This is a genomic window from Streptomyces sp. NPDC096040, assembly GCF_040303265.1.
Lineage (GTDB): Bacteria > Actinomycetota > Actinomycetes > Streptomycetales > Streptomycetaceae > Streptomyces.
Map to the genome: position 1 here is coordinate 22,919 of NZ_JBEOTA010000044.1, position 20,153 is coordinate 43,071.

21 protein-coding genes are annotated in these 20,153 nt (G+C 70.5%); 5 read left to right on the forward strand and 16 right to left on the reverse strand.

Translation table 11 applies throughout. The features are described 5' to 3' along the window. Window positions 1–41: 41 nt before the first annotated feature. Both cseB and cseC read left to right on the forward strand, forming a co-directional pair. Window positions 42–746, forward strand: a complete 705-nt coding sequence (cseB, locus tag ABTY98_RS37705) for a two-component system response regulator CseB (RefSeq protein ID WP_352225651.1) — start codon at window positions 42–44, stop codon at window positions 744–746. An 11-nt stretch (window positions 747–757) separates the two neighbouring features. Next, window positions 758–2,125, forward strand: coding sequence for a two-component system sensor histidine kinase CseC (gene cseC / locus ABTY98_RS37710; protein WP_352225652.1), 1,368 nt, complete (start codon window positions 758–760; stop codon window positions 2,123–2,125). A 3-nt stretch (window positions 2,126–2,128) separates the two neighbouring features. Here the strand turns inward: cseC and ABTY98_RS37715 are convergent, their stop codons facing one another. The 4 genes from ABTY98_RS37715 to ABTY98_RS37730 form a co-directional block, all read right to left on the reverse strand. After that, window positions 2,129–2,986, reverse strand: coding sequence for a class I SAM-dependent methyltransferase (locus ABTY98_RS37715; protein WP_352225653.1), 858 nt, complete (start codon window positions 2,984–2,986; stop codon window positions 2,129–2,131). 2 nt (window positions 2,987–2,988) lie between these two features. Beyond that, window positions 2,989–3,420, reverse strand: a complete 432-nt coding sequence (locus ABTY98_RS37720) for a VOC family protein (protein ID WP_352225654.1) — start codon at window positions 3,418–3,420, stop codon at window positions 2,989–2,991. Next, window positions 3,417–3,899 (reverse strand): helix-turn-helix transcriptional regulator, encoded by a 483-nt coding sequence (locus ABTY98_RS37725; RefSeq protein WP_352225655.1) that lies wholly within the window; start codon window positions 3,897–3,899, stop codon window positions 3,417–3,419. The genes ABTY98_RS37720 and ABTY98_RS37725 overlap by 4 nt, the downstream gene beginning before the upstream one ends. Before the next feature lie 92 nt (window positions 3,900–3,991). Further along, entirely contained in the window at window positions 3,992–5,596 is a 1,605-nt protein-coding gene (locus tag ABTY98_RS37730; protein WP_352225656.1) for an MDR family MFS transporter, read from the reverse strand. Between the two features lie 160 nt (window positions 5,597–5,756). On the opposite strand from ABTY98_RS37730, the gene ABTY98_RS37735 reads away from it, so the two are divergent. Beyond that, window positions 5,757–6,356: a TetR/AcrR family transcriptional regulator gene (locus tag ABTY98_RS37735; protein ID WP_352225657.1), complete on the forward strand. Its 600-nt coding sequence runs from the start codon at window positions 5,757–5,759 to the stop codon at window positions 6,354–6,356. 33 nt (window positions 6,357–6,389) lie between these two features. Here the strand turns inward: ABTY98_RS37735 and ABTY98_RS37740 are convergent, their stop codons facing one another. Further along, window positions 6,390–6,941 carry a M23 family metallopeptidase gene (locus ABTY98_RS37740; protein WP_352225658.1) on the reverse strand — a complete coding sequence of 184 codons (552 nt, stop codon included), beginning with the start codon at window positions 6,939–6,941 and terminating at the stop codon, window positions 6,390–6,392. Between the two features lie 400 nt (window positions 6,942–7,341). Here ABTY98_RS37740 and ABTY98_RS37745 point away from each other — a divergent pair, with 400 nt between their 5' ends. Further along, a complete protein-coding gene (locus ABTY98_RS37745; RefSeq protein WP_352225659.1) occupies window positions 7,342–7,962 on the forward strand; it encodes an HAD family acid phosphatase in 621 nt (206 codons plus the stop codon). Between the two features lie 98 nt (window positions 7,963–8,060). Here the strand turns inward: ABTY98_RS37745 and ABTY98_RS37750 are convergent, their stop codons facing one another. After that, window positions 8,061–10,586: an ATP-dependent Clp protease ATP-binding subunit gene (locus ABTY98_RS37750; RefSeq protein WP_352225660.1), complete on the reverse strand. Its 2,526-nt coding sequence runs from the start codon at window positions 10,584–10,586 to the stop codon at window positions 8,061–8,063. Window positions 10,587–11,016: 430 nt separating this feature from the next. On the opposite strand from ABTY98_RS37750, the gene ABTY98_RS37755 reads away from it, so the two are divergent. Then, window positions 11,017–11,781, forward strand: a complete 765-nt coding sequence (locus ABTY98_RS37755; protein WP_502994451.1) for an SCO3374 family protein — start codon at window positions 11,017–11,019, stop codon at window positions 11,779–11,781. Here the strand turns inward: ABTY98_RS37755 and ABTY98_RS37760 are convergent. The 10 genes from ABTY98_RS37760 to ABTY98_RS37805 form a co-directional block, all read right to left on the reverse strand. Next, window positions 11,760–12,095: a histone-like nucleoid-structuring protein Lsr2 gene (locus tag ABTY98_RS37760; protein ID WP_352225662.1), complete on the reverse strand. Its 336-nt coding sequence runs from the start codon at window positions 12,093–12,095 to the stop codon at window positions 11,760–11,762. The genes ABTY98_RS37755 and ABTY98_RS37760 overlap by 22 nt on opposite strands. A 279-nt stretch (window positions 12,096–12,374) precedes the next feature. Continuing rightward, a complete protein-coding gene (locus ABTY98_RS37765) occupies window positions 12,375–12,908 on the reverse strand; it encodes an amino-acid N-acetyltransferase (RefSeq protein ID WP_352225663.1) in 534 nt (177 codons plus the stop codon). A 9-nt stretch (window positions 12,909–12,917) separates the two neighbouring features. Then, entirely contained in the window at window positions 12,918–13,355 is a 438-nt protein-coding gene (locus ABTY98_RS37770; RefSeq protein ID WP_502994452.1) for a BlaI/MecI/CopY family transcriptional regulator, read from the reverse strand. Between the two features lie 177 nt (window positions 13,356–13,532). Continuing rightward, a complete protein-coding gene (locus ABTY98_RS37775) occupies window positions 13,533–13,715 on the reverse strand; it encodes a hypothetical protein (protein WP_352225665.1) in 183 nt (60 codons plus the stop codon). A gap of 83 nt (window positions 13,716–13,798) precedes the next feature. Then, window positions 13,799–14,416, reverse strand: a complete 618-nt coding sequence (locus ABTY98_RS37780; RefSeq protein WP_352225682.1) for a hypothetical protein — start codon at window positions 14,414–14,416, stop codon at window positions 13,799–13,801. A 138-nt stretch (window positions 14,417–14,554) separates the two neighbouring features. Beyond that, the gene (locus ABTY98_RS37785) at window positions 14,555–15,352 is read right to left on the reverse strand and encodes a type III pantothenate kinase (RefSeq protein WP_352225666.1); all 798 of its coding nucleotides are present in this window, start codon (window positions 15,350–15,352) and stop codon (window positions 14,555–14,557) included. A 4-nt stretch (window positions 15,353–15,356) separates the two neighbouring features. Continuing rightward, window positions 15,357–16,334 carry a carboxylating nicotinate-nucleotide diphosphorylase gene (gene nadC, locus ABTY98_RS37790; protein WP_352225667.1) on the reverse strand — a complete coding sequence of 326 codons (978 nt, stop codon included), beginning with the start codon at window positions 16,332–16,334 and terminating at the stop codon, window positions 15,357–15,359. Between the two features lie 4 nt (window positions 16,335–16,338). Continuing rightward, window positions 16,339–18,060, reverse strand: a complete 1,722-nt coding sequence (locus ABTY98_RS37795) for an L-aspartate oxidase (RefSeq protein ID WP_352225668.1) — start codon at window positions 18,058–18,060, stop codon at window positions 16,339–16,341. Next, complete coding sequence (panC, locus tag ABTY98_RS37800) at window positions 18,057–19,058, reverse strand: pantoate--beta-alanine ligase (protein WP_352225669.1); 1,002 nt, start codon at window positions 19,056–19,058, stop codon at window positions 18,057–18,059. The genes ABTY98_RS37795 and panC overlap by 4 nt, the downstream gene beginning before the upstream one ends. After that, complete coding sequence (locus tag ABTY98_RS37805) at window positions 19,058–20,002, reverse strand: Rossmann-like and DUF2520 domain-containing protein (protein ID WP_352225670.1); 945 nt, start codon at window positions 20,000–20,002, stop codon at window positions 19,058–19,060. Before ABTY98_RS37805 ends, panC begins: the two co-directional genes overlap by 1 nt. Between the last annotated feature and the right edge of the window lie 151 nt (window positions 20,003–20,153).

Consider the following 20,153-nt stretch of genomic DNA (forward strand, 5'->3'; position numbering starts at 1 on the left):
CCCGCCGGCTGATCCCACACCGACCACACGAGAGAGCCGGGATGGCAGACCAGACCCACGTCCTGTTCGTCGAGGACGACGACGTCATCCGCGAGGCCACCCAGCTCGCCCTGGAGCGGGACGGCTTCGCGGTCACCGCCATGCCCGACGGGCTGTCGGGACTGGAGGCGTTCCGCGCCGACCGGCCCGACATCGCGCTGCTCGACGTGATGGTGCCGGGCCTGGACGGGGTGAGCCTGTGCCGGCGCATCCGCGACGAGTCCACGGTGCCGGTGATCATGCTGTCGGCGCGTGCCGACTCCATCGACGTGGTGCTGGGTCTGGAGGCGGGCGCCGACGACTACGTCACCAAGCCGTTCGACGGCGCGGTGCTGGTCGCCCGGATCCGTGCGGTACTGCGGCGCTTCGGGCACGCGAGCGGCGCCGACCGGCCGCACGAGGACGCGGCCGCGGTGACCGGCGGCCCGCTGACCTTCGGAGAGCTGGAGATCGACACCGAGGGCATGGAGGTGCGCCGGGCCGGACAGCCGGTCGCGCTCACGCCGACCGAGATGCGGCTGCTCCTGGAGTTCTCCTCGGCACCGGGGACCGTACTCTCCCGCGACAAGCTGCTGGAACGGGTCTGGGACTACGGCTGGGGCGGGGACACCCGGGTCGTGGACGTCCATGTGCAGCGGCTGCGTACGAAGATCGGCCAGGACCGGATCGAGACGGTCCGCGGTTTCGGCTACAAGCTGAAGGCCTGAGCGGGGCGGCCATGCGGGGGCTCATCAGATCCATCCGGAGATCCATTCGGCACCGAGGTCCGCGGCTGCGCACCGGACTCCGGTGGAAGCTGAGCGCGGCGATCGCGCTGGTCGGCGCGCTCGTCGCGATCGCGCTGAGCCTGGTGGTGCACAACGCCGCCCGGGTCTCGATGCTGGACAACGCACGCGACCTGGCCAACGAGCGGCTGCAGATCGGCCAGCGCAACTACGAGCTGTACGGGCGGGCGAACTTCCCCGACGTCAAGATCAACGACCCCGAGCTGCCGCCGGCGCTGCGCGAGAGGGTCGACGCGGGCCGCCGGGCGACCGACGTCATCGATCCGGGTGGCGGCGCGCCGGACATCTGGGCGGCGGTGCAGGCCAAGGACGGGCGCGTGCTGTCCCTGCACGGCACCTTCCCGAACCGCAGCAGCAACGTGCTGAAGGACCTCGACCAGGCCCTCGTCATCGGCTCCATCGCGGTCGTCCTCGGCGGCAGCGCGCTCGGCGTGCTGATCGGCGGGCAGCTCTCCCGCCGGCTGCGCAAGGCGGCGGCCGCGGCCAACCAGGTCGCCCAGGGCGAGCCGGACGTGCGGGTGCGGGAGGCGATCGGCGGGGTCGTACGGGACGAGACCGACGACCTGGCGCGTGCGGTGGACGCCATGGCGGACGCGTTGCAGCAGCGCCTCGAGGCCGAGCGGCGGGTGACGGCCGACATCGCGCACGAGCTGCGCACGCCGGTGACCGGACTGCTCACGGCGGCCGAACTGCTCCCGCCCGGCCGCCCGACCGAGCTGGTCCTCGACCGGGCGAAGGCGATGCGCACCCTCGTCGAGGACGTGCTGGAGGTGGCCCGGCTCGACAGCGCCTCCGAGCGGGCCGAGCTGCAGGACATCATGCTGGGCGAGTTCGTCGCCCGGCGGGTGGCCGCGAAGGACCCGGAGATCGAGGTGCGGGTGGTGCACGAGTCGGAGGTCACCACCGATCCGCGCCGCCTGGAGCGGGTGCTGTTCAACCTGCTCGCCAACGCGGCCCGGCACGGCAGGCCGCCCATCGAGGTGACCGTCGAGGGCCGGGTCATCCGGGTCCGCGACCACGGCCCCGGCTTCCCGGAGAAGCTTCTCGCCGAGGGCCCGAGTCGCTTCCGCACCGGCAGCGAGGACCGCGCGGGGCAGGGTCACGGACTGGGCCTGACCATCGCGGCCGGCCAGGCCCGCGTCCTGGGCGCCCGCCTGACCTTCCGCAACATCCGGCCGGTGGGCGCGCCGGAGCACATCCCGGCGGAGGGCGCGGTGGCCGTGCTGTGGCTGCCGGAGCACGCGCCGACGGCCACGGGGAGCTATCCGATGCCGCCGGGCCCGACTCAGGCGAGCCGTTGAGGCTCAGGTCGTGGCCACGAGCAGTTCCTCGCCGCGTGAGGGGCGCAGGCCGTCCGTTCGGCCGGTGAAGTAGCGCTCGGCCAGTTCCTCCGCCGGCACATGCCGGGTCTCGCGGAAACCGGCCTGCCTGGCCAGGGCCGCGATCCGCTCCGGCGTGTAGAAGCTCAGGAAGGGCGTACCGGAGGCCTGCGCGCCCCGCTGGGCCACCCGCAGCTGCTCCCGCTGGTCCGGCTCGACGTCCTCGATCGGCCGCAGGAACGTCGTGACCAGCGTCGACCCGGGGGCCAGCCCGGCGATGCGCCGGAAGGTGGCGGCGACGGCGTCCTCGGTGAGGTACATGGTGACCCCTGCCGAGGCCACCACGGCCGGCCGGCCCGGCTCGAAGCCGGCGGCCACCAGCTGCACCCACCAGTCCCCCTCGAAGTCCACCGGCACCAGCCGCAGCCAGCCCGGCACCCCGTACCCCAGCTCGGTCAGCCGCCGCCGCTTCCATGCCACGGCCCCGGCCCGGTCGGCCTCGAACACCCGCAGCCCGGCGGCCACCGCGTCGGACGCGCGGCGCTGCGCGAACGTGTCGAGACCGGCGCCCAGGACGACGTACTGGTCCACCCCGCGCCCGGCCGCCGCCAGCACCAGGTCCTCGACGAACCGGGCCCGGGCCACGATGGACGCCCGGGTCCGCCGGGTGGCCTCGGCGTCCATGTCCGGCCGCGCCCGCCAGTCGTCCCCGGCCTCCGGCCCGGCGAGCCGCAGCCCGGCCTCGTCCTCGATGACGTACGGCGGTACGTCGGCGCGCCGGTGCAGCGCCCGCCACAGGGCGACGCGGACGGCGGTGTGATCGGGGCCCTCGTGCACGGACATGCTCAGAACTCCTTGGAGAAGTCGAGCTCCTCGCTGCGCTCGGTCAGTGAGTACCAGTTGCCGTTGTCGTCGCGGAAGATCGCCTCGATGCCGTACGGCCGCTCCTTGGGCTCCTGGACGAACTCGACGCCCCGCGCCCGGAAGGTCTCGTAGTCACCTCGGCAGTCGTCGGTGCGGAACGCCCCGGCGCCCAGGGCGCCCTTGGCCACCAGCGTGCGCAGCGCGTCCGCGGACTCGGGGTCGAGGCCCGGCCCGTCCAGGCGCATCAGGGCGAGTTCGACGCCGGGCTGGCCCTTGGCGCCGACGGTGACCCAGTGCATGTCACCCATGGCGATGTCGTCGCGTACCTCGAAGCCGAGCTTCTCGGTGAAGAACACCTTGGTGCGCTGCTGGTCGAAGGTCCACACGGTGGTGATGGCCAGGCCCTGGATCATGGCTGTGCTCTCCTGCCGGACGGTTGCTGTTCCTGTCCGTCACGGTAGGCGGGCGGGTCGTCGGCGCGCTTCTCGGAAGTTGCGCTCCTGTTCCGGAAGCCGCCGGCCCAGAGCATGGCGTAGCAGCCGGGGATGAGGGAGGCACCGCTGCCCACGTGCTCGGTCCGGTACTCGGTGGGACTGAGTCCGGTACGTGCCTTGAAGCGGCTGGAGAACGTACCCAGGCTGCTGAAGCCGACCAGGTGGCAGATCTCGGTGACGGTGAGGTTGGCGCCGCGGAGCATCTCCTGGGCCCGCTCGATCCTGCGGTGCGTCAGATACTGGCCGGGCGTCTCGCCGTAGGCCTCCTTGAAGGCGCGGATGAAGTGATACCGCGAGTACCCGGCGTGCGCAGCGACCGCGTCGAGGTCCAGGTCCGGGTCGGCCCAGTCCCGGTCCATGGCGTCTTTGGCGAGGCGCAGCCGACGCAGTCTGTCCATGGGGCCGATGGTGACACGGGCCACTGACAACGCCGGCCGGGCTGGACAGACCAGCCCGACCGGCGTTCGAGGACAAGCGAGGAGGGGGCCGTTCAGACCGCCTCGACCACCGCCAGCGGCGCCGCCTCGTCGGAGCCCGCCTTCTGGGGGCCGCCCCGCAGCGGCACCTCCTTGACGAACACCGCCGCCACCACGACCACCACGGCGATCACGGCACCGAGCAGGAACGCCGAGTGGGTGCCGGCCGACACCGCGTGCTGGTATGCCTCGCGGACCGTGGCCGGCAGCTTCGCCAGGCTCGCCGCGTTCAGCGAGGCCGACTGCTCGGTGACCTTCGAGCCCAGCGCCCCGGCCCGCGCGGTCATCTCGTCCTGGACGCGGTTGTTGAAGATCGCGCCCATGATGGCGACACCGAAGGAGGAGCCGAGCGTACGGAACAGGGTGGTCGACGAGGACGCGACGCCCATGTCCTTCATCTCCACGCTGTTCTGCGCGACCAGCATGGTGATCTGCATCAGGCAGCCCATGCCGAGGCCGACGACGGCCATGTACACGCCGGAGATGAACCGGGTGGTGTCGGTGTCCATCGTGGACAGCAGGTACAGGCCGACGGTCAGCAGCACACCGCCCGCGAGCGGGAAGATCTTGTAGCGGCCGGTGCTGGTGGTGACCCGTCCGGCGACCATCGAGGTCACCAGCATCGCGCCGAGCATCGGGAGCAGCAGCAGACCGGAGTTGGTCGCGGACGCGCCCTGTACAGACTGCTGGTACAGCGGCAGGAAGAGCGTGGCGCCGAACATCACGAAGCCCACGATGAAGCCGATGATCGACATCAGGGTGAAGTTGCGGCTGCGGAAGATGTGCAGCGGCACAACCGGCTCGGCGGCCTTGGTCTGCCAGAAGACGAACCCGACCAGCGAGACGACACCGATGGCGATCAGTTCCATGATCCGCGCGGACGTCCAGGCGTACTGGGAGCCGCCCCAGGTGGTGACCAGCACGATCGAGGTGATGCCGAGGGTGAGCAGACCGGCGCCGAGGTAGTCGATACGCGCCTTGCTCCGCTTCTTCGGCAGGTGCAGTACGGCGCTGACGGCGGCCAGCGCGACCACGCCGAGCGGCAGGTTGATGTAGAAGGCCCAGCGCCAGCCCCAGTTGTCGGTGATGGTGCCGCCGACCAGCGGGCCGCCGATCATCGCGAGCGCCATGACGCCGGCCATCATGCCCTGGTACTTGCCGCGCTCACGGGGCGGCACGAGGTCACCGATGATCGCCATGACGCCGACCATCAGACCACCGGCACCGAGCCCCTGAATGGCCCGGAACCCGATCAGCTCGCCCATGTTCTGGGCCATGCCGCTGAGCGCGGAGCCGATCAGGAAGATGACTATGGAGGTCATGAAGGCGCCCTTGCGCCCGTACATGTCACCGAGCTTGCCCCAGAGCGGGGTGGCCGCCGCGGTCGCGAGGGTGTAGGCGGTCACGACCCACGACAGATGTTCGAGGCCGCCGAGATCACCCACGATCGTCGGCATCGCCGTACCCACGATCATGTTGTCGAGCATCGCGAGCATCATCGCGACCATGAGCGCGAGGATCACGACCCGCACGCTCCTGGGCTGTTTCGCCGACGAGTCCGCCGCGACCGGTGCCCCCGGTGATTCCTGGCCGGTGCCGGCCGCCTGGGTGTCCGCCATCTCTCCCACTCCCCCTGGCGACAGCTACTTACTTGCCGCCCGGCTAGTTCAGTACACTGGAAAGGTAAACCTGTCACTAGCCGGTCGTCAAGTAAGTTTAACGGACCGGACGTCGGCATCCGACAGGGCGAGTTTTCGCGGGAGTGCGAGGAGTAAGAGGATGGGCGTCACCATGGACGGCACCAAGCAGCAGCGCCGGGGCAACACCCGCCAGCGCATCCAGGACGTGGCGCTCGAACTCTTCGCCGAGCAGGGCTACGAGAAGACCTCCCTGCGGGAGATCGCCGAGCGCCTCGACGTGACCAAGGCGGCCCTTTACTACCACTTCAAGACCAAGGAAGAGATCCTGGTCAGCGTCTTCGAGGACCTGACCCAGCCGATCCAGGACCTGATCGAGTGGGGCAAGGACCAGCCGCACACCCTGGAGACCAAGCAGGAGATCGTACGGCGTTACAGCCAGGCGCTCGCCGCCGCCGGGCCGCTGTTCCGCTTCATGCAGGAGAACCAGGCGACCGTGCGGGAGCTGCGGATCGGCGACACCTTCAAGGACCGGATGCGCGGCCTGCGGAACATCATCATCGATCCGGACGCGCCCCTGACCGACCAGGTCCGCTGCATCAGCGCGATGTTCACGCTGCACGCGGGCATGTTCGTCATGCAGGACCTCGAAGGCGACCCCGAGAAGAAGCAGGAAGCCGTTCTGGAGGTCGCCCTGGACCTGGTGACCCAGGCCCACCGGGGGTCCGGTCACTCCGCCTAGAGGGTCATGCGGCCTGTTGGACGGTCACGCCGCTCAGAGGATCACGCCCTTGGCGCGGAGGAAGGCGACCGGGTCGACGGCGGAGCCGTAGTGCGGGGTCGTACGGATCTCGAAGTGCAGGTGCGGCCCGGTGGAGTTGCCGGTGCTGCCGGACAGCCCGATGCGCTGACCGGTCGTGACGATCTGACCGACCTTGACGTCGACGCGCGACAGATGCGCGTACTGCGAGTACTGGCCGCCGCCGTGCTTGATGACGATGGCGTTGCCGTACGCGGGACCGTCACCCGCGCCGTTGCCGCCGGCCTTGACGACGGTGCCGCCGTGCGCGGCGACGACCCGGGTGCCGGTCGGCACGGCGAAGTCCTGCCCGCTGTGCTTGGCGGTCCACAGGGCGCCGGCCTGGGCGTAGCTCGAGGAGAGGGTGTACTTCTTCACCGGCTCGACCCAGGCGGCGGCACTGGAGGTGGCGGCCGACGCGACCCCGGACCCCACCACGGCGGTGACTCCGACACCGGCGGCCAGAACGGCGGCCCGCTTGCGGAGCGAGGACGTACGGGTGGCACGGACAGCGGCGCGCAGGGACATCGGAACCTCGTGGGGTAGACGACGGGGAATCCCTTGGTAACCCGAAGGCCGCGCACCCCTCAAACCCCCTTATCTACGGTATCTCCTAGTACCTATGCATAAAATTGACTCTTTCTTGACAGAGCGCCCTTGACCAGCCAACCCGGAACCCGCCATCCATCCGACTGGGCACGAAGGGCAAAAAATCCCTTTCAGCCCTGTCGGGGTCCCACTATCTCGGCTAGTAACAGGCGTTTCGTCCGTGCGCTATGTCACCGTCGGCCGTGATCTGCACGCAGGGAAATGTGGCGCACACCTCCCCCAACCTACCTGCCGGTAACTCCACGGCCCCCTCCACGCCACCTCCTCCACTCACCATGCCCCTGACACAGCCGTGGACCGTGAGAGGACACCCCAACCGATGACCACAGGCACCTGGACCCGCCGCATATCCGTCACCACCGTCTCCGTGGCCGCGCTCGCCGGGATGGCCGCGCTCGCCGGGATGGCCGCGCCGGCCCAGGCCGCGACGGAGAGCAGCTCCACCACGGTCGACTACGCCACCTGGCAGAAGGACTGCCAGTCCGTGATGGACCAGGCCCTGCCCTACCTGAAGCAGCGCATCGCCGCCGCCAAGCCGGGCGAGAGGCAGGCGATCGTCTTCGACATCGACAACACCACGCTGGAGACCGACTTCGGCTTCAGCTACCCCCAGCCGGCCAACAAGCCGGTCCTGAACGTCGCCGAATACGCCCAGGAGCACGGCGTCTCCCTGTTCTTCGTCACGGCCCGCCCGGGCATCATCTACCTGCCGACCGAGTACAACCTCGAACACGACGGCTACGACGTCTCCGGTCTGTACGTCCGGAACCTCTTCGACCTCTTCAAGGACGTCGCCGCCTACAAGACCGCCCAGCGCGTCGACATCGAGAACAACGGCTACACGATCATCGCGAACATCGGCAACAGCGCCACCGACCTCTCGGGCGGCCACGCGGAGAAGACGTTCAAGCTGCCGGACTACAACGGCCAGCTGTCGTAATCCCACGGCACTGCACGCGGTATGCCGCGCGGCGGTATGCGAAAGGGGCCGGTGCTTCGAAAAGCACCGGCCCCTTCCTTCGGCGAACCCCGGAAGGGCTACGCCTCCTTGCTCAGGTTCGGACCGGCTCCGCCGGCCGCCTGCTCGATCGGCGGGACGTCGGGGAGTGCCGACTTCTCCTCACCCCGGAAGGTGAAGGTCTTCGCCTCGCCCTCGCCCTCCGTGCCGACGACCACGATGTGACCGGGGCGCAGCTCGCCGAAGAGGATCTTCTCGGAGAGCGTGTCCTCGATCTCGCGCTGGATCGTGCGACGCAGCGGACGCGCACCCAGCACCGGGTCGTAGCCCTTCTTGGCCAGCAGCTCCTTGGCGGACTGGGAGAGCTCGATGCCCATGTCCCGGTCCTTGAGGCGCTCGTCGACCTTGCCGACCATCAGGTCGACGATCCGCAGGATGTCCTCCTGCGTGAGCTGCGGGAAGACGACCACGTCGTCGACGCGGTTGAGGAACTCGGGACGGAAGTGCTGCTTGAGCTCGTCCGACACCTTGTTCTTCATGCGCTCGTAGTTGGACTTCGTGTCGCCCGTGGCCGCGAAGCCCAGGTTGAAGCCCTTGGAGATGTCCCGGGTGCCGAGGTTGGTCGTCATGATGATGACCGTGTTCTTGAAGTCCACGACCCGGCCCTGGGAGTCGGTCAGGCGACCGTCCTCCAGGATCTGCAGCAGGCTGTTGAAGATGTCCGGGTGAGCCTTCTCGACCTCGTCGAACAGGACCACCGAGAACGGCTTGCGCCGCACCTTCTCGGTCAGCTGGCCGCCCTCTTCGTAGCCCACGTAACCGGGGGGCGAACCGAAGAGCCGCGACACCGTGTGCTTCTCGCTGAACTCCGACATGTCGAGGGAGATCAGCGCGTCCTCGTCACCGAAGAGGAACTCGGCGAGCGCCTTGGACAGCTCGGTCTTACCGACACCGGACGGGCCGGCGAAGATGAACGAGCCACCGGGACGCTTCGGGTCCTTCAGACCGGCACGCGTACGGCGGATCGCCTTCGACAGCGCCTTGACGGCGTCGACCTGGCCGATGACCCGCTTGTGGAGCTCGTCCTCCATGCGCAGCAGGCGCGAGGACTCCTCCTCGGTGAGCTTGAAGACCGGGATGCCCGTGGCCGTGGCCAGCACCTCGGCGATCAGCTCGCCGTCGACCTCGGCGACGACGTCCATGTCGCCGGCCTTCCACTCCTTCTCCCGCTTGGCCTTGGCGGCCAGGAGCTGCTTCTCCTTGTCGCGGAGGGAGGCGGCCTTCTCGAAGTCCTGCGAGTCGATCGCGGACTCCTTGTCCCGGCGGACGGCGGCGATCTTCTCGTCGAACTCACGCAGGTCCGGCGGAGCGGTCATCCGGCGGATGCGCATCCTCGATCCGGCCTCGTCGATCAGGTCGATCGCCTTGTCCGGCAGGAAGCGGTCCGAGATGTAGCGGTCGGCCAGGGTGGCCGCCTGGACCAGCGCCTCGTCCGTGATGGAGACCCGGTGGTGGGCCTCGTACCGGTCACGCAGACCCTTGAGGATCTCGATCGTGTGCGGCAGGGACGGCTCGGCGACCTGGATGGGCTGGAAGCGGCGCTCCAGGGCCGCGTCCTTCTCCAGGTGCTTGCGGTACTCGTCCAGGGTGGTGGCACCGATGGTCTGCAGCTCACCGCGGGCCAGCATCGGCTTCAGGATCGAAGCCGCGTCGATGGCGCCCTCGGCGGCACCCGCACCGACCAGCGTGTGCAGCTCGTCGATGAACAGGATGATGTCACCGCGGGTGCGGATCTCCTTGAGCACCTTCTTCAGGCGCTCCTCGAAGTCACCGCGGTAGCGGGAGCCGGCGACCAGGGCGCCGAGGTCCAGGGTGTAGAGGTGCTTGTCCTTGAGGGTCTCGGGCACCTCGCCCTTGACGATGGCCTGGGCGAGGCCCTCGACGACGGCGGTCTTGCCGACGCCGGGCTCACCGATCAGGACCGGGTTGTTCTTGGTACGGCGGGACAGCACCTGCATGACCCGCTCGATCTCCTTCTCGCGCCCGATCACCGGGTCGAGCTTGGACTCACGAGCGGCCTGGGTGAGGTTCCGGCCGAACTGGTCGAGGACCAGGGACGTCGAGGGGGTGCCCTCGGCAGGCCCGCCGGCGGTGGCGGTCTCCTTGCCCTGGTAACCGGAGAGCAGCTGGATGACCTGCTGCCGCACCCGGTTGAGATCTGCGCCCAGCTTGACCAGGACCTGGGCAGCGACGCCCTCGCCCTCACGGATCAGGCCGAGCAGGATGTGCTCCGTGCCGATGTAGTTGTGGCCCAGCTGAAGGGCCTCGCGGAGCGACAGCTCCAGGACCTTCTTGGCACGGGGGGTGAAGGGGATGTGCCCGGACGGGGCCTGCTGCCCCTGCCCGATGATCTCCTCCACCTGCTGGCGGACCGCCTCGAGCGAAATCCCGAGGCTCTCAAGGGCCTTGGCGGCGACACCCTCACCCTCGTGGATCAGGCCCAGGAGGATGTGCTCGGTGCCGATGTAGTTGTGGTTGAGCATCCGGGCTTCTTCCTGAGCCAGGACGACAACCCGCCGCGCGCGGTCGGTGAACCTCTCGAACATCGTTAATCGCTCCTCAGAGCGGTCAGGCAGTGGGGGGAACTTCCCCTCTCTGTCCTTCCGCAGCTTAGTCCCGCAAGCGGGGACCGCTCATTCCAACTGCCGACACCGTCGATGGCCTCCTGACCCCGAACGCCGACATCTGCTCCAACCCGATGGTGCGAGACGATGTTCCCGCAGGCCAGGCAGTTACCCCTACCTCCAGTACGCCGATGGCGAACGTGAGACGGCCTCGCATGCGTGTCGCCCCCTCCCACTAGGGATGTCTTACCCGCCCGGACGGACAGTCCATGCCGGATGCCCCCGGTCCCTCCGCTATGGGCGAACAACCTTGCGTCTCTCCGGACCCCCACGCGCGCCCTCTTCCGGCACCCTGCGCATTCGCACGCACACCCAGCGTAACTCCGGGGGACTTGCGAGAGTTGCACTTGGCATGGCTGGCACGGTCCCTCTGGCCGCTTCCACGGTCCCTCACCCCCGTCGTTCGCTCGATTCCGGTTCCGGTTCTTGCGACGCGTCCGGCTCCGGTTGCGTCGTCGCATCCGGTCCGGTGGGCGCCGTCGGGCCGGACGGGCGGGCGGCCCGGCTCCGGCACTGGTACGAGAACGATCTGGGCTGGGCGACAGTGCCCGCGGCGCCCGGAGAGCCGCTGCGGCTGGTCACGGGCGTGCGTTTCGACGTGCTGGACGTGCCGGCCGGGGCGGGCGCGAAGGCGCTCAGGCATCTGGGGCCGGGCTCTCCGGTGGCGCTTCAGGGCGACCGGATGCGGCTGCTGGTGGCCGCGGGCAGCGCGGAGGAGCTGCCGGGGCTGCTGGACTGGCTGGAGTGGGGCTCGCTGGCCCTGGACCTGCGAGCGCTGGGCGCGCACGGCCGGATGGACGCTCCGGTGCGGCCCGAGCCGGTCTCCATCGGCACCCGACCGCTTCCCGAAGCCGCCGAAGGCGCCGTCGAGCCCTCGGGGCCCCTGGGAGCCGTACAGGGGGCCGCCGTCTGGTTGCGGCCCCCCGAGTCGGGGGGCGAGGTCGAAGCCTCGCTGCCGACACTGTCGACGCTCTCGACGAGGTCGGCCATGGGGGGCGTTGGGGGCGCCCCCGATCTCGTACGGCTGGTGGACACGGTGGCCACCGAGTGCCACCGGGTCCGGTTGCGGCGCGTGGGCCGCGGGCCGGAGGACAGTCAGCTGTTGGCGTCCTCGTAGGCCTGACGAATCGTCGCGGGAACACGGCCGCGGTCGTTGACCTCGTAGCCGTTCTCCTTTGCCCAAGCGCGAATCTGCGCGGTGTCCTGGCTGCCGCCGGAAGCCACACGGGCCTTTCCGCGTCCGCCCGAAGCACGGCCACCGGTACGACGACCGCCCTTGACATAGGGGTCGAGAAGGCCGCGCAGCTTGTCCGCATTGGCGGTCGTGAGGTCGATCTCGTACGTCTTGCCGTCCAGCGCGAACGTCACGGTCTCGTCCGCCTCGCCGCCGTCGAGGTCGTCGACAAGAAGGACCTGAACCTTCTGTGCCACCGGATTTCCTTTCATCGATAACTTCAGGGCCGGGGGTCTGCGGCGTCCGCCGTTTCGCCGCCCCCTGTTATATGCAGTACTGCAGTACGTCGGAAAGCAAACCGCTTTTGCGGGAAAAACACAAACCCCTGGGAGAGACCGAGGGGCCCGCTCCCGCCCGGAAACATGCGCGTTTCGGACATAGGGCACCTGGGCAAGGCGGGGTGCCCGGAATAGCGGCCCGATCTCCCACCCGACTCCGCCCCGATGCCTCTTGTCCGCCGCGATCCCTCTTGGCGATCACAGATGCAGAAGCATCCGGCTGTTGCCCAAGGTGTTCGGTTTCACTCGTTCGAGTCCGAGGAACTCCGCGACACCCTCGTCATAGGAACGCAACAGCTCCGCGTAGACATCGGTGTCCACGGGCGTCTCGCCGATCTCCACGAAGCCGTGCTTCCCGAAGAACTCGACTTCGAAGGTCAGACAGAAAACTCGGCGAACACCAAGCCAACGCGCGGTCTCCAGCAACTTCTCCAGCAACTGATGACCGACACCGGCGCCCTTGAGGCCGGGCTTCACCGCGAGAGTGCGCACTTCGGCGAGGTCTTCCCACATCACGTGCAGTGCACCGCAGCCGACCACCTCGGCGTTGTCGTCGCGTTCCGCGACCCAGAACTCCTGGATGTCCTCGTAAAGCATCACCGTGGCTTTGTCGAGGAGGATGCGGTCACGGACGTACGCGTCAAGGAGTCGGCGCACCGCCGGGACATCGCTGGTCCGGGCCCGCCGGACGGTGATGGCTTTTGCGGTGACTTCGGGGCGCATCACTGACATGAGCGGACGCTATCGCCCGCCGCGGTCCACCACGGAGCCGGGGTTCTCCTCTTGCGGGGCTTCCTGGTCTTCGCGTTGCGGGGCTTCGCGCTCTTCGCGTTCTTCCCGCCGTTCCGGCGTATCCGGACCCTGCACGATCCGTACGGCGTCCCGCAGAGCCTGGCGCTGTTCGTCGCTCATCATCCCGAAGAAGGCGACGAGAGCGGCGGCCGGGTTGTCGCTCTGCGACCAGGCGTCGTTCATGAGGGCGGCGGCGTAGGCGGCCCGGGTGGAGACGGCCTCATATCGATAGGCACGCCCTTCGGCCTCCCGTCGCACCCAGCCCTTCTGATGGAGATTGTCCAAAACGGTCATCACCGTGGTGTACGCGATGGACCGTTCCTGCTGGAGGTCTTCCAGGACTTCTCGAACGGTCACCGGGCGGTTCCACTTCCACACCCGCGTCATGACCGCGTCTTCGAGTTCTCCCAATGGGCGAGGCACAGCTCAGAACAATAGTGGGAGATCCCGCCAATGGCGTGCCGAACGGGCACTTTCGCCAACAAAGGCGGGCAAAAAGGGCGTACGGCCCGGCAGGTGCGGCTGTGACCGTGCGGCGAGTCGTACGCCCGGAGGCGTCCGCGATCAGGCGTCGCCGGTCGGGGCGGAGGGCTGCCGGGCGCTCTCCGCGCGCGCGAGGGCGGCGTCCACGGCGGCGTCCTCCTTGGCCTTGGCGGCGCCGCCCTGGGTCTTCACGATCACCCGGACCACACCGATGAAGAAGATGGCCATGACGACCGGGGGCAGGAGCGCGGAGACGTAGTCCATGGGTCCAGGGTAGCCAGGGGGTACCGGGCGAAAGGTGCGGGGTGGGCGAAGCGTCACGCAACGCGCGCGAGCTGCCGTTTTGCTCAGCCGGCGGCGAGCTGCTGCGGTGACCCGGCGGGCGGCGGGGTGGGCCGGCGCCGGGGGAAGACCTCGCCCGGGGTCGGAATGGGCCGCTTCGGCACGACAGGCTCGGGGGCCGCGGGCTGCGGGGCGGGCCGCTCGGCGGGCTTCTCCTTCGGCTTCTTCTGCGGCTCCTTGGCCACACCGCCCGGCAGGGCCGTCAGACGGACCCTGGACGCCGGAACGGCCGGTGCGGGCACCTTGCGGGCCCCCTGCGCCAGCCGTGCCCGCACATCACGCTCCGCGAGGTCCTGGCAGCGGTCGAGCAGCGCCGCGGCGCCTGCGTTCCCGCGCAGTGCCCGCAGCGCGGCGAGGTCGTCCGGGGTGGGCCGGTGCCCGGCGCTCAGCGCCTCCTCCAGGAGGGCGAGATAACCGGCGACGGTCCCCGGCAGGGCCGCGCGGTACCGGACGAGATCGGCCACCAGGAAGGCGCGCAGCCGGGCCCCCTCACGCATCGCCTCGTCGAACGACTCGGCGAGCCGATGACAGTCCTTGATGTCCTCGGCGGAGGCGGGACCGGGGTGAAGGGCGAGGGCGAGAGCACGGCGGAGCACACGCAGCTCCTCCGCACCGAACGCCATGCCGCCGCGGGATCCGTGTGGCGTGGGCATGGACCGAAGATACGCGTAAATCAGACAAACTCGACATAGGGGGCGGGGCGTGGCGCGACGGGGCACCCACCTGGCCGCCGCCGCTCTATGCGCCCGCCCCCGCCCGGCTCACGTCCGCGACACGTTCCGTTCGTACACCAGCCGCAGCCCCACCAGCGTCAGCCACGGCTCGTGCTCGTCGATCACCGAGGACTCGCCCAGCACCATCGGAGCCAAGCCGCCCGTCGCGATCACCGTCACATCGTCCGGATCCTCCGCCAGCTCCCGCGCCATCCGGCCGACCACCCCGTCGACCTGCCCGGCGAACCCGTACACGATGCCCGCCTGCATGGCCTCCACCGTGTTCTTGCCGATCACGCTCCGGGGCCGGGCCACCTCGATCTTCCGCAGCTGCGCGCCCTTGACGCCCAGTGCCTCCACCGAGATCTCGATACCGGGCGCGATCACACCGCCGACGTACTCCCCGCGCGCGGACACCGCGTCGAAGGTCGTGGCCGTGCCGAAGTCGACGACGATCGCCGGGCCGCCGAACAGCTCGACGGCGGCGACCGCGTTGATGATCCGGTCCGCGCCGACCTCCTTGGGGTTGTCGGTGAGGACCGGCACCCCCGTCTTCACCCCCGGCTCCACCAGCACCGCCGGGACATCGCCGTAGTACCGCCGGGTGACCTCGCGCAGCTCGTGCAGCACGGACGGCACGGTCGCGCAGATCGCGATCCCGTCGATGCCGTCGCCCAGTTCGTCGCCGAGCAGCGGGTGCATGCCCATCAGTCCCTGGAGGAGCACCGCCAGCTCGTCGGCGGTACGGCGCGCGTCCGTGGAGATGCGCCAGTGCTCGACGATGTCCTCGCCGTCGAAGAGCCCGAGGACGGTGTGTGTGTTGCCGACGTCGATCGTGAGGAGCATGGGGTCACACCGCCTCGCGCAGATCCAGGCCGATGTCCAGGATCGGCGAGGAGTGGGTCAGGGCACCGACGGCCAGGAAGTCCACGCCGGTGTCCGCGTACGCCCGCGCGTTCTCCAGGGTGAGCCGCCCGGACGCCTCCAGCAGCGCACGCCCGCCGACGATCGCCACCGCCTCCTCGCACTCCCCCGGCGTGAAGTTGTCCAGCAGGATCAGGTCGGCGCCCGCGTCGACGACCTCGCGCAGCTGGTGCAGGGTGTCGACCTCGACCTCGATCGGCAGGTCCGGGAAGGCCTCGCGCACGGCCTTGAAGGCCGGGCCGACGCCACCGGCGGCGACCACGTGGTTGTCCTTGACCAGGGCCGCGTCGGAGAGTGACATCCGGTGGTTGACGCCGCCGCCGCAGCGCACCGCGAACTTCTCCAGGGAGCGCAGCCCCGGAGTGGTCTTGCGGGTGTCACGCACGCGTGCCCGCGTGCCCTCCAGCGTGTCCGCCCACGCGCGCGTGGCGGTCGCGATGCCGGAGAGGCGGCACAGGACGTTCAGCGCGCTGCGCTCGGCGGTGAGCAGGTCGCGGGTGCGGGTGGTGATCGACAGCAGCGGCTGCCCGGCCTCGACCCGGTCGCCGTCCTCGACGTGCCGCTCGACCTCGAACTCGTCCGTGCAGACCACGGAGACCACGGCCTCGGCGACCCGCAGCCCCGCGACGACGCCCGCCTCGCGCGCGACGAAGTCGGCGGTCGCCACGGCCTCCTCGGGGATCGTCGCGACGGTCGTCACGTCCACGCCGTTGTCCAGGTCCTCCTGGATGGCCACGTTGGCGATGTCCTCGACCTCCACGGGGTCGAGTCCGGCGGCGGCGAGGAGCTCGGCGAGCGCGGGGTCGAGCCCGCACTCCAGGTACTCCTCGTCGCCCTCGGCGCCACAGGCACAGCCGTCGCCGCAGCCGCCGCCGTCGGCGAGGGGAAGGTCGTTGGTGCTCACGTCGTCACTGCTCCTGGGGTGGCTGGTGCGGCCGGGTCGGGGGGAAGTCTGCGGTGTCGGTGGTGCCTACGGCCAGCGTCCGGTCCGGATTCAGCCGTACGACGATATGGCGGCGCCACACGGTGTCGTCGCGGTCGGCGTGGTCCTCGCGCCAGTGGCAGCCGCGGGTCTCCTGGCGGCGCCGGGCCGCCTCGACGAGCACGCGCGCGACGCACAGGAGGTTGGTGGCCTCCCAGGTGTCCACGCCGGGCTCGGCGGTCTTGCCGTTCTCGGCGAGGGCGTCACGGGCCTCGGTGTGCAGGCGCTGGAGCTGCTCGGCGGCCCTGGCCAGGGATTCCTCGGAGCGCAGCACGCCGGCGCCCTCGGTCATGGTCCGCTGGATCGCGAACCGGGCCTCGGGGGCCTGCAGCGGGTGCGCGGGCTTGTCGGGGTGCGGGACCGGGACGGGCACGCGCGCGTGGAGGCGGTTCTCCGCGTGCCGCGCGGTGATGTCGGCGGCGATGCGCTCGGCGTAGACCAGACCCTCCAGGAGGGAGTTGGACGCCAGCCGGTTCGCGCCGTGCACGCCGGTGCACGCGACCTCGCCGCACGCGTACAGCCCGCGCACGGTCGTGCGCCCGCGCGCGTCGGTGCGCACGCCCCCGGAGGCGTAGTGCGCGGCCGGCGCGATCGGGATGGGCTCGGTGACCGGGTCGATGCCGTGCGCCCGGCAGGCGGCCAGGATCGTCGGGAAACGGTGTTCCCACATGTCGGCGCCGAAGTGCCGGGCGTCCAGGAACATGTGCTCGGCGTCCTGCTCCTGCATGCGCCGCATGATGCCCTTGGCGACGATGTCCCGGGGCGCGAGCTCGGCCAGCTCGTGCTGCCCCACCATGAAGCGCACACCGTCCGCGTCGACCAGGTGCGCGCCCTCGCCGCGGACCGCCTCGGAGACCAGCGGCTGCTGGCCCTCCGCGTCGGCCCCGAGGAACAGCACGGTCGGGTGGAACTGGACGAATTCGAGGTCGGAGACCTCCGCTCCCGCGCGCAGTGCCAGGGCCACCCCGTCTCCGGTGGACACCGACGGGTTGGTGGTCGCGGAGAAGACCTGGCCCATTCCGCCGGTCGCGAGGACGACCGCGGGGGCGTGCACGGCGCCCACGCCGTCGTGCTGGCCCTCGCCCATCACGTGCAGGGTCACGCCCGCCGTGCGCCCCTCGGCGTCGGTCAGCAGGTCGAGCACCAGTGCGTTCTCGATCATCCGCACGCCCCGCGCGCGAGCCGCTTCCACCAGCGCGCGCGAGATCTCCAAGCCGGTCGCGTCCCCGCCCGCGTGCGCGATCCGGCGCCGGTGGTGGCCGCCCTCGCGGGTGAGCTCGATGTCGCCGTCCGCGTCGGTGTCGAAGTGGGCCCCGGTCGAGATCAGCCGCCGTACCGCGTCGGGGCCCTCGGTGACGAGGATCCGTACGGCGTCCTCGTCGCACAGGCCCGCGCCCGCGACCAGGGTGTCGTCCAGGTGCTGCTCGGGGGTGTCGCCCTCGCCCAGGGCCGCCGCGACGCCTCCCTGGGCCCAGCGGGTGGAGCCGTCGTCGAGGAGTGCCTTGGTGACGACGACCGTGGTCAGTCCGGCGGCCTCGCAGCGCAGGGCGGCGGTCAGGCCGGCGACGCCGGACCCGACCACCACCACGTCCGCGTCGATGGACCATCCGGGGGCGGGCGCGTGCAGTCGTATGCCTGTGCTGGTCACGAGGCGGCTCCGGGGGCGGCGAAGGTGAGAGGGATGTTGTCGATCAGCCGGGTCGTCCCGACCCGGGCGGCGACGGCGAGGACGGCCTCTCCGGTGAAGTCGTCGTCGATCTCGGTGAAGTCGGAGGGGTCGACCAGGGCGAGGTAGTCCAGTTCGAGCGGCGGATCGTAGTGGGCGGCCTCGTCCAGGACGGTCCGCGCGGCCGCACGGACGGCGGCAGCGGCGTTCGGTACGGCCTTGGCGACGGCGTGCGCGTCGGCCGCGGCGCGGGACTCCCCTATGGCGCTGAGCGCCTCGGCGCGCGCCCGCGTGGACGGCACCTCGAGCGCCCGCGCGCGCAACGCCTCCTGTGCCGCGTGCCGGTCGCGCCCGGCGAACAGCGCGCGCGACAGCGCGAGCGCCGTGCGCCGGTCGTCGACCGACAGATAGCGGTTGCGGCTGGAGAGCGCGAGCCCGTCGGCCTCGCGCACCGTCGGTACGCCGACGATCTCGATGCCGAAGTTCAGGTCCCGCACCATGCGCCGGATCACGGCCAGCTGCTGGGCGTCCTTCTGCCCGAACAGGGCCGCGTCGGGCCGGGTGAGGTGCAGCAGCTTGGCGACGACGGTCAGGACGCCGTCGAAGTGCCCGGGCCGTGCGGCGCCCTCCAGGAGCGTGCCCATCGGCCCCGCGGTGACCCGCACCTGGGGCTGCCCGCCCGGGTAGACCTCTTCGACCGACGGGGCGAACACGACGTCCGCGCCCGCCTGCTCGGCGATCTTCAGGTCGGCGTCCAGGGTGCGCGGGTAGCGGTCGAGGTCCTCGCCGGCCCCGAACTGCAGCGGGTTGACGAAGACCGTGACGACGACCTCGCCGTGCGGGCCGGCGATCTCGCGTGCGCCGCGGATCAGCGTGGCGTGGCCCTCGTGCAGGGCGCCCATGGTCATCACGACGGCGCGGCGACCGTGCCGCACGCGCGCGTGCAGTTCGTCGGCGGTGCGCAGCAGGGCGGTGCTCATCAGCTGTTCCCCTCGGTGCCGTGGGTGCCGTGGGTGCCGTTCGTGCCACCGGCGAGGACACCGAGGAGGTCCTCGGCGAGTTCCGGCTTCAGCAGGCCGTGCGCGAGCGCCCGGTCGGCCGTGGCGCGGGCCATCGCCAGATAGCCGTCGACGGCCTGCGGGGCATGCCGGCGCAGCTCCGTGACGTGCGCGGCGACCGTGCCCGCGTCCCCACGCGCGACCGGCCCGGTCAGCGCCGCGTCGCCGGAGCGCAGGGCGTTGTCCAGGGCGGCGCCGAGCAGCGGGCCGAGCATCCGGTCGGGGGCCTCGACACCGGCCGTGCGCAGCAGCTCCATGGACTGGGCGACCAGGGTGACCAGGTGGTTGGCGCCGAGGGCGAGGGCCGCGTGGTAGAGCGGGCGGTTCTCCTCGGAGATCCACTCCGGCTCGCCGCCCATCTCGATGACGAGTGCCTCGGCGGCCAGCCGCAGCTCCTCGGGCGCGGTCACCCCGAACGAGCAGCCCGCGAGCCGCTGTACGTCCACCGGCGTCCCGGTGAACGTCATGGCAGGGTGCAGGGCCAGCGGCAGCGCGCCCGCGCGCAGGGCCGGGTCCAGGACCTTGGCGCCGTATCGCCCGGAGGTGTGCACGAGCAGCTGGCCCGGCCTTACGGCACCGGTCTCGGCGAGGCCGGCGACCAGGCCGGGCAGGGCGTCGTCGGGGACGGTCAGGAGCACCAGGTCGGCACGTCGGAGGACCTCGGCGGGGGGTACCAGCGGGATGTCGGGCAGCATCGTCTCGGCGCGCCGCCTGGAGGCGTCGGAGACACCGGAGACGGCCACCGGACGGTGCCCGGCGAGCTGCAGGGACGCGGCGAGCGCGGGGCCCACCCGACCGGCGCCGACGACGCCGACGGTGAGCCGCGCGGGGCGGTCACTGAGGTCTGGCTGTTGGACTGTACTCACGCGACGGTGGCCTTCCCGTTCCAGTCCGCTCTGGGTACCGGACGATTTCTCGTCATGTTAACGCTATCGGGTTCGGCCCCAGTTGGCTGTCCACAGGCTGTGGGTGACCGGTCACATCGCGCCGGGCGTCCCGCGGACACACCTGCGGCCA